Source organism: Psychrobacter sp. S1-30-MNA-CIBAN-0213, assembly GCF_040309845.1.
Taxonomy (GTDB): Bacteria; Pseudomonadota; Gammaproteobacteria; order Pseudomonadales; family Moraxellaceae; genus Psychrobacter.
Window position 1 is genome coordinate 1 of sequence record NZ_JBEOPE010000003.1, and the last position, 14734, is coordinate 14734.

At 42.4% G+C, this 14734-nt stretch carries 10 protein-coding genes and 1 tRNA gene; all 11 read left to right on the forward strand.

What is annotated here, in order from left to right; translation table 11 throughout:
* On the forward strand, window positions 1-690 hold a 690-nt coding region (locus AAEY87_RS03490), incomplete at its 5' end, for an EF-Tu C-terminal domain-related protein (protein WP_350655976.1).
* 275 nt (window positions 691-965) lie between these two features.
* Window positions 966-1041: transfer RNA gene (locus AAEY87_RS03495), tRNA-Trp, on the forward strand.
* 52 nt (window positions 1042-1093) lie between these two features.
* Complete coding sequence (gene secE, locus AAEY87_RS03500) at window positions 1094-1579, forward strand: preprotein translocase subunit SecE (protein WP_068037977.1); 486 nt, start codon at window positions 1094-1096, stop codon at window positions 1577-1579.
* 59 nt (window positions 1580-1638) lie between these two features.
* Window positions 1639-2169 (forward strand): transcription termination/antitermination protein NusG, encoded by a 531-nt coding sequence (gene nusG, locus AAEY87_RS03505; protein ID WP_068037974.1) that lies wholly within the window; start codon window positions 1639-1641, stop codon window positions 2167-2169.
* Window positions 2170-2259: 90 nt separating this feature from the next.
* Window positions 2260-2691: a 50S ribosomal protein L11 gene (rplK, locus tag AAEY87_RS03510; RefSeq protein WP_010201717.1), complete on the forward strand. Its 432-nt coding sequence runs from the start codon at window positions 2260-2262 to the stop codon at window positions 2689-2691.
* A complete protein-coding gene (gene rplA, locus AAEY87_RS03515) occupies window positions 2692-3393 on the forward strand; it encodes a 50S ribosomal protein L1 (RefSeq protein WP_068329499.1) in 702 nt (233 codons plus the stop codon).
* A 436-nt stretch (window positions 3394-3829) separates the two neighbouring features.
* Window positions 3830-4357: a 50S ribosomal protein L10 gene (gene rplJ / locus AAEY87_RS03520; RefSeq protein ID WP_068037967.1), complete on the forward strand. Its 528-nt coding sequence runs from the start codon at window positions 3830-3832 to the stop codon at window positions 4355-4357.
* 126 nt (window positions 4358-4483) lie between these two features.
* Complete coding sequence (gene rplL, locus AAEY87_RS03525; protein WP_011514491.1) at window positions 4484-4855, forward strand: 50S ribosomal protein L7/L12; 372 nt, start codon at window positions 4484-4486, stop codon at window positions 4853-4855.
* A 653-nt stretch (window positions 4856-5508) separates the two neighbouring features.
* Window positions 5509-9615, forward strand: a complete 4107-nt coding sequence (gene rpoB, locus AAEY87_RS03530; RefSeq protein ID WP_068037963.1) for a DNA-directed RNA polymerase subunit beta — start codon at window positions 5509-5511, stop codon at window positions 9613-9615.
* A 169-nt stretch (window positions 9616-9784) separates the two neighbouring features.
* Window positions 9785-14011 carry a DNA-directed RNA polymerase subunit beta' gene (gene rpoC / locus AAEY87_RS03535; RefSeq protein WP_350655977.1) on the forward strand — a complete coding sequence of 1409 codons (4227 nt, stop codon included), beginning with the start codon at window positions 9785-9787 and terminating at the stop codon, window positions 14009-14011.
* Between the two features lie 178 nt (window positions 14012-14189).
* Entirely contained in the window at window positions 14190-14711 is a 522-nt protein-coding gene (locus AAEY87_RS03540) for a DUF6586 family protein (protein WP_068037957.1), read from the forward strand.
* Window positions 14712-14734: the final 23 nt, after the last annotated feature.

Consider the following 14734-nt stretch of genomic DNA (forward strand, 5'->3'; position numbering starts at 1 on the left):
ACCCCAATCATCAAAGGTTCTGCTACCGAAGCCCTAAAAGGCAACGAAGGCCCATACGGCGAACCAGCAGTTGTTGAGCTACTAAACGTACTAGACACCTACATCCCAGAGCCAGAGCGTGACATCGACAAAGCATTCCTAATGCCAATCGAAGACGTATTCTCAATCTCAGGTCGTGGTACCGTTGTAACTGGTCGTGTTGAATCAGGCATCGTACGCGTTGGTGACGAAATTGAAATCGTTGGTATCCGTGACACTCAAAAAACCACCTGTACTGGTGTAGAGATGTTCCGTAAACTGCTTGACGAAGGTCGTGCAGGCGAAAACTGTGGCGTACTACTACGTGGTACTAAGCGTGAAGACGTACAACGTGGCCAAGTACTAGCGAAGCCAGGTTCAATCACCCCGCATACCAAGTTTGACGCAGAAGTATATGTACTGTCAAAAGAAGAGGGTGGTCGTCATACACCATTCCTAAACGGCTATCGTCCACAGTTCTACTTCCGTACTACTGACGTAACTGGCGCAATCCAATTACAAGACGGTACTGAAATGGTTATGCCTGGTGATAACGTTGAGATGGGCGTAGAGCTTATCCACCCAATCGCTATGGACAAAGGCCTACGCTTCGCTATTCGTGAAGGCGGCCGTACTGTAGGCGCTGGTGTTGTTGCTAACGTATTGAACTAAGATTTAACCCACTCAGAGCAATCTGAGAGAGTTAAACCGTAGTCGAAAAGCCATTCTCATAGAGGGTGGCTTTTTTTATTGTTAATTTTCATCATATCCGTATATTAGTTAAGCAAAAAGTCATTAAGGTTGCTAAGACATAACTATACAAATTTGTTCTCTGTAATTCTAATTTTGTTGTTAATAGCCAATTGATTAGAATAAAGTAATAAAATATTGTGTTAAAACTTGCATTCTAATTAAAAGCTTGTATAATTATCAGCCTCAACACCCATAGGCGATTGGCTCAATTGGTAGAGCATCGGTCTCCAAAACCGAGGGTTGTAGGTTCGAGTCCTACATCGCCTGCCATCTTCTTACCAAATTCTTTATTGTAAGCCACCATCTCCAAAGCGAGTTCTCTATGAGCGATAATCAAGATAACCTCGATTCTAAGTTATCTGATGCCAAGGCGGTTGCTGGTGGAATGCTGACTAAAAATAAGCACATATCATCGGTGAATACGTCTGCCGTTGAAGTTGCCAAAACTGGTTCAGCAAAAGATTTGGTATTATGGCTATTAGCCATAGCTGCTTTGATCGGCGCGACTTTAGTTAATCAATACCTACCTGGTTACTGGCAACTTGCCAATGATGTTTGGGTACGTATTGGTATTATTGTCGCGCTTATTGTGTTTGCACTAGTATGTTTAGCGTTAACCAATCAAGGCCGCGCATTTAAAATATTACTAAGAGATGCGGCAGTTGAACTGCGCCGTGTCACGTGGCCAGGTAAAGATGAGACCTTTCAATACACATGGCAAGTGATTGTTGTGATTGCGATTGTTGGGTTTTTTATTTGGTTATTAGATAACTTTTTTAATTGGTTCGTTGGTTTGTTTATCGGTTAATAGAAGCGTATTAGCTTCCTTTAACCCAAACTTTTACTTATAACGATTAGGAGCGTGATATGCGTTGGTATATTGTCCAAGCGTTTTCAGGATATGAAAAACAAGTGCAACGCTCATTAATCGAGCGCATTAATCGTAGCGACTTTGCTGAAAATTTCGGTGATGTATTGGTTCCTACTGAAGAAGTCGTCGAAATGAAAGACGGCAAAAAGCGTAAGAGTGAGCGTAAGTTCTTTCCAGGGTACGTATTGATCCAAATGGAAATGAACGATAATACTTGGCATATTGTTAAAGAATGCCCACGTATTATGGGTTTCATTGGTGGTACGCCTGAGACTCCTGCGCCTATTACTCAAGTAGAAGCGGATCGTATTCTTAACCGTTTAAATCAGACTGAAACCAACCCACGTCCAAAAACGTTATTTGAGCCGGGCGAAGAGTTATTGGTTATTGATGGTCCATTTACTGACTTTAAAGGGTTGGTAGAAAAAGTGGATTATGAAAAGTCTAAATTACAGTTAACTGTAAACGTATTTAATCGACCTACTCAGGTTGAGCTTGAGTTTAGTAAAGTTGAAAAGCTAGACTAAACCAGCAAAAAATTCATCAACCGGGGAGCTGTTAGTCAATAAGGGTTATACCATATTGATTTGGCGCTATTACCCATTTAGGAGAGTATCATGGCTAAGAAGATTGATGGTTACATCAAACTGCAAGTGCCTGCAGGCAAAGCAAATCCTTCACCACCGATTGGTCCAGCATTGGGTCAAAAAGGCGTGAACATCATGGCGTTCTGTAAAGAATTTAACGCTGCGACCTCAAATCAAGAGCCGGGTTTACCGATTCCTACTGAGATCACTGTATATAGCGATAAGTCTTTCACCTTCATCATGAAGTCACCACCAGCTGCATACTTACTACGTAAGGCTGCTGGCATCGCTAAAGGTTCTGGTACACCAAACACCGCTAAAGTCGGTAAAGTCGATCGTGCGCAATTAGAAGATATCGTCAAGACTAAAGATGCAGACTTAACTGCTGCTGATCTTGATGCTGCTGTCCGTACCATCGCTGGTACTGCACGTTCAATGGGTATTACCGTGGAGGGTGTGTAAATGAGTAAACTTACTAAGCGTCAAAAATTAATCGCTGAGCGTGTAGAAAACGAAAAGTTATACACACTTGAAGAAGCGGTTCAAATCTTAAATGATTTGCCAGCACTAAAATTCAAAGAGTCTATCGACATTGCAGTAAACTTGGGCGTTGACCCACGTAAATCTGATCAAGTCGTTCGTGGCGCTACCAACCTACCTGCTGGTACTGGTAAAACCAAACGTGTTGCTGTATTTGCTCAAGGCGCTGCTGCTGAAGCCGCCAAAGAAGCTGGTGCTGACATCGTTGGTTTTGAAGATTTAGCAGAGCAAATCAAAGCTGGTAACATGGACTTTGATATTGTTATTGCTGCTCCTGACGCAATGCGTGTCGTTGGTCAGTTAGGTACTATCCTAGGTCCACGTGGTCTAATGCCTAACCCAAAAGTCGGTACGGTAACGCCTAATGTTGCTGAAGCTGTGACTAACGCTAAAGCGGGTCAGGCTCAGTACCGTGTTGATAAAGCGGGTATCATCCATACCACTATCGGTCAAGTTGGTTTCACTGCTGAGCAAGTTATCCAAAACGCTCAAGCACTAATCACAGATCTAAAGCGTGCTAAACCTGCTACGTCTAAAGGTGTTTTCATTAAGAAAATTACCTTGTCTAGCACTATGGGCCCAGGTATCACGATTGATCCTGTTCCATATCGCACAGCAAAATAATTAAACGTGCGCCTTTATTTGACGATTTCAAATAAAGGACACAAAAATACTTTAAAGAATTAGGTCAGCGTAGCAAACGCTATGCTGTCTAAGACCGTAGGTAGAAAGCGGTTTTGCGTTATTATTAATGATTCTCGGATTATTATTGATGGCAATGAGCTGCTCTTGTTAATCGACGACAGATGAAAATCTTAGTTGTCCTACGCAGACGGTGACCCACCCAGTTGTTGATAAGAGCCGATAGGGCAACCTATCACTTGATGTCATTCTGATAACGGTGCCGTAATCAGTCGTTAGGAGTAAATTCTATTTTTATGGAATTTACGAATAACGTATCGTATCAAGTCAGTCTTAGTTAGGTGTTTAAACTATTCAAAGCCTCGGTTTTGGAGTTTTTATATGATTAGCAGATTGATTAGATTAAAGGAGTCAACTTATGGCATTAACGCTAGAGCAAAAACAACAAGTTGTGGCTGAAGTGTCTGAAGTTGCTGCTAATGCTTACTCAGCAGTAGCTGCCGAATATCACGGTATTGGTGTTGCAAAGCTTACTAAGCTGCGCGAACAAGCCCGTGAGAAAGGCGTCGTTTTGAAAGTGGTAAAAAACACCCTAGCAAAACGCGCTTTTGAAGGCACTAAGTTTGAGAGCATGTCAGACCGTATGACTGGTCCATTACTTTTGGCTTTCTCTATGGAAGATTTGGGATCTGCAGCTCGAGTCGTTTTCGACTTCAGTAAAGATCACAAAGCTTTAGAGACCAAATTGGTATCAGTTGGTGGTGTTGTTTATGGTCCAGAAGAGCTAGAGCGCGTATCGAAGCTACCAACTCGCGACGAAGCAATCTCTATCTTGATGGCTACTATGAATGCACCAGTGACCAAGCTTGTCCAGACTATGAACGCTGTTCCTAGTAAGCTTGTTCGCACTGTTGCAGCAATCAAAGACGCAAAAGAAGCTGCTTAATTGCTTGTTTTAACGTAACTTTGACATCGCTGATTGTACTTAATTGTCATAACTATTTGAAAATTTGGCAAACAATCAAAGCGATATTAAAATCAATTAATTTTTATCAGATAACGGAGAGTTCTCATGGCACTATCTAAAGATGACGTGTTAAACGCAATCGCTGAAATGTCAGTAATGGATATCGTTGAGTTAATCAGCGCTATGGAAGAAAAATTCGGCGTAACAGCTGCTGTTGCTGCTGCACCTGCTGCTGCTGGCCCTGCTGCTGCTGCTGCTGAAGAAAAAGACGAGTTTGACGTAGTTCTTGCCAGCTTTGGCGAGAAGAAAGTTGGCGTAATTAAAGCCGTACGTGAAGCTACTGGTCTTGGCCTGAAAGAAGCGAAAGATTTGGTTGAAAGTGCTCCAGCACCAATCAAAGAAGGCGTTAACAAAGCTGAAGCTGAAGAGTTGAAAAAGAAACTTGAAGAAGCTGGCGCTACTGTTGAACTAAAATAAGTTTAACGCGTTACGAAAAAAAGCTGGTGATGCCTTGCATTGCCAGCTTTTTTTTATTATAATTCGTAGCTTGACCTTTTGTGTCTGCCAATATACGTACGCATTAATGCGGTGGATACCTATCAAAAGGACACACGATATACATGTACGCAAACACGCCAGTTTTTGAAATTAGTTAATGTAAGCTAAATGTCGTTAGATGTTTGGCATTTTTTTGTGTCTGCATACTTTCCTTTTATTAATAATATTTATATTGATCCTAATTTTTTAATTCTAAATAGTCTAGCATGGTTTTACTGTCGGTAAATGGTTCATGGACGGTAGATATTAGCGACGATACTATTCATGTCATATATATATAATATAATTTAGAGATGAGACGCTAGAAGATTAGCAAGGTTTACTATTGAAATCTCAAGCAAAAGTGCTCATATAGTCGTGTTGATGTATTGATTTTAGTACATTGTTTTTATGCAACGACCGTTAGAACCCAATTAAGTTAAACAGCTGTTTTAGTAGAAGTATTTGTCTACAAAAAACAGTTTTAGTAAGAATTTTTATTTTATTATCGTTTACGTCGCTAAGTTTGCATAGTATTGATGCATGCTGGCCACGCTTTTCATTTGTTTTCACGTCTACTGTAAGGACTCTCGATGGCATATTCTTATACTGAAAAAAAGCGTATTCGCAAAAGTTTTGCTGAATTGCCCACTGTGATGGACATCCCATATTTACTGTCTATCCAAGTAGATTCTTACGAGCAATTTTTGCAAGAGCATAAAAAGCCAAAAGCTCGTGAGAATACTGGTTTGCAAGCTGCGTATTCCTCTATTTTCCCTATCGAAAGTCACTCTGGTAATGCAGAGTTACAATTCGTTGAATATTACTTAGGTACACCTGAGTTTGATGAGCGTGAATGTATTTTACGCGGCTCAACTTTCGCAGCCCCTATGCGTGTCAAAATTCGCCTAATTATCAAAGATAAAGACAGCAAAGATAAAGACAGTAAAGCGGCTATCAAAGATATCCGTGAGCAAAGTGTCTACATGGGCGAGATGCCATTGATGACCAATAACGGTACCTTTATTATTAATGGTACTGAACGGGTTATCGTATCGCAATTGCATCGTTCACCTGGTGTATTCTTTGATCATGATAAAGGTAAGTCACATTCAAGTGGTAAAGTGCTTTATAACGCACGTATTATCCCTTATCGTGGCTCATGGCTTGACTTTGAATTTGATGCCAAAGACTTAGTTTTTGCACGTATTGACCGTCGTCGTAAATTACTAGCTTCTATTATTTTACGCGCACTAGGCCTAAGCACTGCTGAGATCTTAGATATTTTCTTCGATAAAGTGGCTGTTTATAAAGGTGAAGAGCAGTTCGAAATTGATCTAGTTGCTGATCGCCTACGTGGTGAGATGGCGCAGTTTGATATCGTATCACCTGAGGGTGATGTATTGGTAGAGCAAGGCAAGCGTATTAATGCACGCCGTATCCGTCAGCTTGAAGAAGCAGGCATGACAAAAATTGCTGTACCTGATGAATACCTATATGAGCGTATTTTAGCTGAAGATATCATCGTTGATGATGAAGTGCTTGCTCGTGCAAACACGCCAATTGACCATGAATTATTGGTTAAATTAAGCGCTACTGACATCAAAGAAATCAGCATTCTATTTACCAATGATATCGATCAGGGTAGTTATATCGCTGATACGCTACGTGCCGATAGCACTTCAAGCCGTGAAGAAGCTTTAATCGAGATCTATAAAGTCATGCGTCCAGGTGAGCCACCAACGGTTGAAACCGCTGAGAAGCTATTTGACAGCATGTTCTTTAACGCTGATCGTTATGACTTATCGAATGTCGGTCGCATGAAGTTTAACCGTCGTTTAGGTTTAGACTTTGATAATACAGATGATCCTGATATCCAACGCAAGCGCAGTGTACTGACTAATGATGACATCGTTAACGTTCTAAAAGAGCTTATCGAGATCCGTAATGGTCGCGGCGAAGTTGATGATATTGACCATTTAGGTAACCGTCGTATTCGTTCGGTTGGTGAGATGGCAGAGAACCAGTTCCGTGTTGGTCTGGTACGTGTTGAGCGTGCAGTAAAAGAGCGTTTAAGCTCAGCTGAGTCTGATAACTTATCACCACAAGATTTGATTAACTCAAAACCTGTTGCTGCTGCAGTCAAAGAATTCTTTGGTTCAAGTCAGTTGTCACAGTTTATGGATCAGAACAATCCGTTGTCTGAAGTCACGCATAAACGCCGTGTATCAGCATTAGGGCCAGGTGGTCTGACTCGTGAACGTGCAGGCTTTGAAGTACGTGACGTACATGATACGCATTATGGTCGTGTTTGCCCGATTGAGACTCCTGAAGGTCCAAACATTGGTCTTATCAACTCGCTTGCGACCTTTGCTAAAACCAACAGCTTTGGCTTCTTAGAGACGCCTTATCGCCGTGTGGTTGATGGTAAAGTAACAGACGTTATTGAGTATTTATCAGCGATTGAAGAAGTAGGTACTGTGATTGCACAGGCCGACTCACCAGTGACTGAAGATGGTGCACTTTCTGATGAAATGGTCAGTGTGCGTAGCTATGGTGAATTCGTTCGTATGCCGCCAGAAAAAGTGACGCATATGGATGTGTCGCCAAGTCAGGTCGTTTCGGTAGCAGCAGGTCTTATTCCATTCCTTGAGCATGATGATGCTAACCGTGCCTTGATGGGCTCGAACATGCAGCGTCAGGCCGTTCCAACATTACGTGCTGATAAGCCGTTAGTTGGTACTGGTATGGAGCGTCATGTTGCTCGTGACTCTGGTGTTTGTGTTATCGCTAAGCGTGGCGGTGTGATTGAAGACGTTGATGCATCGCGTATCGTAGTGCGTGTGAACGAAGACGAGATGACTGCTGGTGAAGCGGGTATCGATATCTACAACTTGATCAAATATACACGCTCTAACCAAAACACTTGTATCAACCAACGTATCATCGTTAACCAAGGCGACGAGATTGCTTTGGGTGATATCTTGGCTGATGGTCCGTCAACGGATCTTGGTGAGCTAGCATTGGGTCAGAACATTCGCATCGCATTTATGCCGTGGAACGGTTATAACTTCGAAGATTCAATCTTGCTGTCTGAAAAAGTAGTTAAAGAAGATCGTTTCACTACTATTCATATTCAAGAATTGACTTGTGTGGCGCGTGATACCAAGCTTGGAACAGAAGAAATCACTGCGGATATTCCAAACGTTGGTGAAGCCGCTTTATCAAGTCTTGATGAAGCAGGTATTGTCTATATCGGTGCTGAAGTTGACGCAGGTGATATCTTGGTTGGTAAAGTCACGCCAAAAGGTGAGACGCAACTAACACCAGAAGAGAAGCTACTACGGGCCATCTTTGGTGAAAAAGCTGCTGATGTTAAAGACACCTCATTACGTGTGCCTACATCAAGCAAAGGTACGGTTATTGACGTACAGGTCTTCACTCGTGATGGTGTCGAAAAAGACGCGCGTGCAAAAGCGATTGAAAAGTCGCAGCTTGATAGCTACCGTAAAGATTTGAAAGAAGAGTTACGTATCTTTGAAGAAGCAGCACGTGGACGTATTGGTAATCTACTTGATGGTCAAAAAGTCAGCGGCGGTTCTGGTCTAAAAGCCGGTACAGTTATGGCTTTGGCTGATATGAAAGATATGAGCCTTGAGACTTTACTTGATATCCAGCCAGTTGAAGAAGAAATATCTGAGCGTTTGACACAAATTGCAGAGTACTTAGTCGATAAGCAAAAAGATATCGATACTAAGTTTGCTGAAAAGAAACGTAAATTAACGGCAGGTGATGACTTACAACATGGCGTTCAAAAAATCGTCAAGGTGTATTTAGCGGTTAAGCGTCGTATTCAGCCTGGTGATAAGATGGCTGGTCGTCATGGTAACAAAGGTGTGGTATCGCGCATTATGCCGGTTGAAGACATGCCTTATGATGAGAATGGTAATACAGTCGATATCGTATTGAACCCGCTTGGCGTACCATCGCGTATGAACATCGGTCAGGTACTAGAGACGCATTTAGGTATGGCAGCAAAAGGCCTAGGTGACAAAATCGATGGTATGCTCAAAGCACAAGCAGCGATTAAAGATTTACGTGATTTCTTAGACCAAATCTATAACAAAGTTGGTGGCGAACAAGTTGATCTTGATAGCTTAACTGATGATGACATCATGGCGCTGGCGGACAATTTACGTGCTGGTGTACCGATGGGCACGGCAGTGTTTGATGGTGCGCATGAGCATCAAGTTAAAGACTTGCTAGAGCTTGCTGGTATGGCACGCGATGGTCAGCAGACGTTGTATGATGGTCGTACGGGTCAGAAGTTTGACCGTAAAGTGACGGTCGGTTATATGTATATGCTTAAGCTTAACCATTTGGTTGATGACAAAATGCATGCGCGTTCAACTGGTTCTTACTCACTAGTGACTCAGCAGCCGCTAGGTGGTAAAGCTCAGTTTGGTGGTCAGCGCTTCGGTGAGATGGAAGTGTGGGCACTAGAAGCATATGGTGCGACTTATACGTTGCAAGAGATGCTGACTGTGAAGTCGGATGACGTTGAAGGCCGTACGCGTATGTATAAAAACATCGTTGATGGTGAGCAGTATATGGATCCAGGCATGCCTGAATCGTTTAACGTACTGACCAAAGAAATCAAATCACTAGGTCTTAATATTGAGTTAAAAGAGACCCACTAAGTTTAAAAGCTTTATTGATTCTAAACTTAGTTGTCACACTAAAGGCAGCACGCCTAATTGCTGCTGCTTTTAGTCATTTATCTCAACCCTATTCATTGCCTTCATTCATCTTATCCGCATTACGTTGTATAACGCGGCCAGATGATTATAAAGATAACGGAGAAGCAACTTGAAAGATTTACTCGATATTATGCAAAGCCCTACCGCTAGCGGTAATCGTGAGTTTGATAGTATTCAAATTACCTTAGCGTCACCTGATGTTATTAAATCATGGTCGCATGGTGAAGTTAAAAAGCCTGAAACGATTAACTATCGTACCTTCAAGCCTGAGCGTGACGGTCTGTTCTGTGCCAAAATCTTTGGTCCAGTTAAAGATTTTGAGTGCCTATGTGGTAAATATAAGCGCCGTAAATTCCAAGGCGTAATCTGTGAAAAATGTGGCGTTGAAGTCACTACCGCTAAAGTTCGTCGTGATCGCATGGGTCATATTGACCTAGCGAGTCCTGTTGCGCATATTTGGTTTTTAAAGTCATTACCAAGCCGTATTGGTCTATTATTAGACATGACTTTGCGCGATATTGAACGTGTATTGTATTTTGAAAGCTATATCGTTACTGAGCCAGGTTTAACTAGCTTAGAGAAATATCAGCTGCTTGATGATGAAGATTATTATAAAGCCCTTGAAGAATTTGGCGATGAATTCGTAGCCAAGATGGGTGCTGAAGCCGTACAAGATCTATTAAAAGATATTGATTTAGACCTTGAGATTGACGAGCTACGCGAAGCTATTCCGCAGACAGGTTCTGAGACTAAGCTTAAAAAGATGTCTAAGCGTCTTAAATTATTAGAAGCATTCCGTGATTCTAATAATAAGCCTGAGTGGATGGTAATGACCATCTTGCCAGTACTACCACCAGATTTGCGCCCACTAGTGCCACTAGAAGGCGGACGTTTTGCGACCTCAGATCTAAACGATTTGTATCGCCGCGTCATTAATCGTAACAACCGTCTAAAGCGTCTATTAGAGCTAAGCGCTCCTGATATTATCGTACGTAACGAAAAGCGTATGTTACAAGAATCAGTTGATGCTTTATTAGATAACGGCCGTCGCGGTCGTGCTATTACTGGTAGTAACAAGCGTCCATTAAAATCTTTGGCTGATATGATCAAAGGTAAGCAAGGTCGTTTCCGTCAAAACTTACTTGGTAAGCGTGTCGACTATTCTGGTCGTTCGGTTATCGTAGTAGGTCCAACGCTACGTCTGCATCAGTGTGGTTTGCCTAAGAAAATGGCACTTGAGCTATTCAAGCCGTTTACTTATTCAAAATTATTGTCTCACGGTATGGCAACCACGATTAAAGCGGCCAAAAAAATGGTCGAACGTGAAGAGCCACAAGTGTGGGATATGCTGGCCATGGTTATCCGTGAGCATCCAGTACTACTAAACCGTGCACCAACGCTTCACCGTTTGGGTCTACAAGCGTTCGAGCCTGTACTAATCGAGGGTAAAGCTATCCAGCTGCATCCGCTCGTTTGTACTGCTTTCAACGCTGACTTTGATGGTGACCAAATGGCAGTACACGTGCCATTGACGTTAGAGGCACAACTCGAATCACGTGCGCTAATGATGTCAACCAACAACATCTTGTCACCTGCTAACGGTGATCCGATTATTGTACCGTCACAAGATGTGGTACTTGGTTTGTATTACATCAGTCGCTCATCAGTGAATGCCAAAGGCGAGGGCATGATTTTTGCTACCGTCAATGAAGCATTACGTGCCATCGGTTCAAATGATTTGCATGTAAACGCAAAGATTAAAGTGCGTGTTACTGAGACACATATCGATGAAGAAGGCAACGAAACCAACAAAGAAGTTAGTCTAAAGGAAACTGTTGCTGGTCGTCTGCTTATCTGGAATATCATGCCAAAAGGTATGGCGTTTGATGAGTGCAACCAAGAGATGACTAAGAAAAACATCTCACGTTTGATTAACTCTTGCTATCGTAAGATGGGCGCCAAAGGTAGTGTCATGTTCGCTGACCAATTAATGTACCTAGGGTTCGCTCAAGCGACACTATCTGGTGTATCTGTTGGTATCGATGACATGGTCATTCCACCAAGCAAAAAGCAGATTATTGAAGTTGCTGAGGCCGAAGTTCGTGAAATTGAAGACCAGTTTGAGCAAGGTTTTGTGACTGCTGGTGAGCGTTATAACAAAGTTGTCGATATTTGGTCACGTACTAACGACAAAGTCGCTAAGGCGATGATGGACAACTTGGCTACTGATAAAGTAATCAATGCTCAAGGTGAAGAAGAAGAGCAAAAGTCTTTTAACTCAATCTATATCATGTCGGATTCGGGTGCTCGTGGTAGTGCTGCACAGATTCGTCAGCTTGCTGGTATGCGTGGTTTGATGGCAAAGCCGGATGGCTCAATTATCGAGACGCCGATTAAAGCTAACTTCCGTGAAGGCTTAACGGTACTTCAGTACTTTATCTCAACGCATGGTGCGCGTAAAGGTCTAGCAGATACCGCATTGAAAACGGCTAACTCAGGTTATTTGACTCGTCGTTTGGTTGATGTCGCACAAGATTTAGTTATTACTACTGATGACTGTGGTACTGATGTAGGCTTGCTCATGACGCCGCACATCCAAGGTGGCGAGATCATTGAAAAACTTGGTGATCTAGTACTTGGACGTGTTACAGCGCGTGATGTCACGTACAATGATGATGATTCAAAAATCTTGGTTCCAGCGGGTACTTTGATCGATGAGCATTGGGTTAATGTGCTTGACGAAAATGCAATCGATGACATCTGGGTACGCTCGGTGATTACTTGTAACGTAGCACATGGTGTTTGTTCACAGTGCTATGGTCGTGACCTTGCTCGTGGTCATAAAGTGAATATCGGTGAGTCAGTTGGTGTCATGGCAGCACAGTCTATCGGTGAGCCTGGTACACAGCTTACGATGCGTACTTTCCACGTGGGCGGGGCAGCAAGCTCAGCATCAGTGGATAATAGCATCTCAGTCCGTAATGCTGGTCAAGCGCATTTCGAGAATATGAAGACAGTTCAGCATACTGACGGTCACTTAGTTATTGTTTCTCGTTCTGCTGAAATTGCCTTAACTGATGAGCTTGGTCGTGAGCGTGAGCGTTATAAAGTACCTTATGGTTCAAGTGTATTAGTGAAGCATGAAGATCAGGTCGAAGGTGGCCAGACTATCGCTAAATGGGATCCGCATACGCATCCAATCATCACTGAATTTGCTGGTACAGCACGCTTTAGTGAAATTACTGATGGTATGACGGCAACTGTTAAAGTTGATGACGCGACTGGTATGAGCTCATTTGAGATTCTTGCTACTCGTGACCGTTCAAGTACTGCAAAAGACTTACGTCCTGCCATTATCTTGAATACTGACGAAGGCAAAGAAGTAATTTACTTCTTACCTGCTGAAACGATCATTCGTGTTAGCGATGGTGAAAAAGTAGCGGCAGGTTCAATCTTAGGTCGTGTACCACAAGCTACTTCAGGTACTAAAGATATTACCGGTGGTCTACCACGTGTTGCTGATTTATTCGAAGCACGTCGTCCAAAAGATCATGCCATCATGGCAGAGATGACTGGTGTAGTCAGCTTTGGTAAAGAAACTAAGGGCAAAAATCGCTTTATTATCACCAATGAAGATGGTGAAGTACATGAAGAGCTAATCCCTAAATGGCGTCAAATTAACGTCTTTGAAAATGAGACAGTAGCTCGTGGTGAAGTTATCGCTGATGGTCCACAAAACCCACACGATATCTTACGTCTAAAAGGCCAGACAGCACTTGCTAACTATATCGTTAACGAAGTACAGGATGTTTATCGTCTGCAAGGTGTGAAGATTAACGACAAGCACATTGAAGTTATCATTCGCCAAATGCTACGCAAAGTTGAGATTACTGATGGTGGTGATTCAAGTCACTTCAAAGGCGATCAAGCTGAATATGCTGATATCAGAGCACTTAACGCAAAACTAGAAGCGGAAGATAAATTCCCAGTCCAGTATGAGCGTCAGCTACTTGGTATCACCAAAGCCAGTCTTGCAACAGAAAGCTTTATCTCAGCAGCGTCGTTCCAGGAAACGACTCGTGTCCTAACTGCTGCTGCCGTTACTGGTAAGGTAGATGAACTACGCGGTCTGAAAGAGAACGTCGTTGTTGGTCGCCTAATTCCAGCGGGTACTGGTCTTGCTTATCATAAAGCTCGTAAAGAGAAAGCTGAACAGAAGCTGCTTGATAAAGACATTAATGCAGCGTTTGATATGACTGCTAGCACTGATAGCAAAGACTTTGCCAGTTTTGATGAAGCCTTCGCACAAGAGCTCAACCAAGACAGTCAGTCTTAATAGCAAATGTTTAACATGTAATTATAATTAAAATAAAAAAGCCAGCCATGTTGCTGGCTTTTTTATGGGCTTAAAAAACTAAAAAAACAATAGTTATATTAACTCCTAAGATAGTACACTAACCAATGCGTCTATATCAGTCGCGTCTATTTTATTAATATCATACAAGGATAAGCGCATGGCGGGTAAAGGTCGCGTTGCCAAATATCAAGCTGATAGAACCAATCAAAAGCTGTATTTTTGTCGTCTAGCCTGTCAAGCAGCGGGTAGTAGTAGTGATAAACAGCTATATCAAGCACATTGTGAAACAGCTATATTTCATCTGTACGGTACTTTTTTAGCATTTATGCAAGAGCTTGCACAATTTTATAGTTTGGATATGAAGGCGCCAACTTTAGAGAGTATTGAACAAGCACTTAGTGAGCGTACTCAAGTGTCGCCAGAGATACAGCGTCTGCAACAATTGCAGCAGCAAGGGTTTTTGGCAAATATAGAACGTGCCTATCAGCGTTGTCTATACGCCGTCCCACCAGATACTATCGTAGATCAAACACCAAGCGATGCTGCCTCACCTGATCTTATAGTTAACGTTGTGACCTTGTCGAATCAGTGGTTACCTGATGAAGCAACTATACGTGAATGGCGTCAGCAGTTTTTAGAGCTTATCGAGCAATTGCGCGCAGGTATGGTAGAGTTCTAAAGAGTAATATAAATATTGAACTC

Coding starts and splice junctions, on each gene's coding strand:
- rplJ (WP_068037967.1), top strand. CDS start 3,830: ATGGCATTAACGCTAGAGCAAAAACAACAAGTTGTGGCTGAAGTGTCT.
- rplK (WP_010201717.1), top strand. CDS start 2,260: ATGGCTAAGAAGATTGATGGTTACATCAAACTGCAAGTGCCTGCAGGC.
- nusG (WP_068037974.1), top strand. CDS start 1,639: ATGCGTTGGTATATTGTCCAAGCGTTTTCAGGATATGAAAAACAAGTG.
- secE (WP_068037977.1), top strand. CDS start 1,094: ATGAGCGATAATCAAGATAACCTCGATTCTAAGTTATCTGATGCCAAG.
- rplA (WP_068329499.1), top strand. CDS start 2,692: ATGAGTAAACTTACTAAGCGTCAAAAATTAATCGCTGAGCGTGTAGAA.
- rplL (WP_011514491.1), top strand. CDS start 4,484: ATGGCACTATCTAAAGATGACGTGTTAAACGCAATCGCTGAAATGTCA.
- AAEY87_RS03540 (WP_068037957.1), top strand. CDS start 14,190: ATGGCGGGTAAAGGTCGCGTTGCCAAATATCAAGCTGATAGAACCAAT.
- rpoB (WP_068037963.1), top strand. CDS start 5,509: ATGGCATATTCTTATACTGAAAAAAAGCGTATTCGCAAAAGTTTTGCT.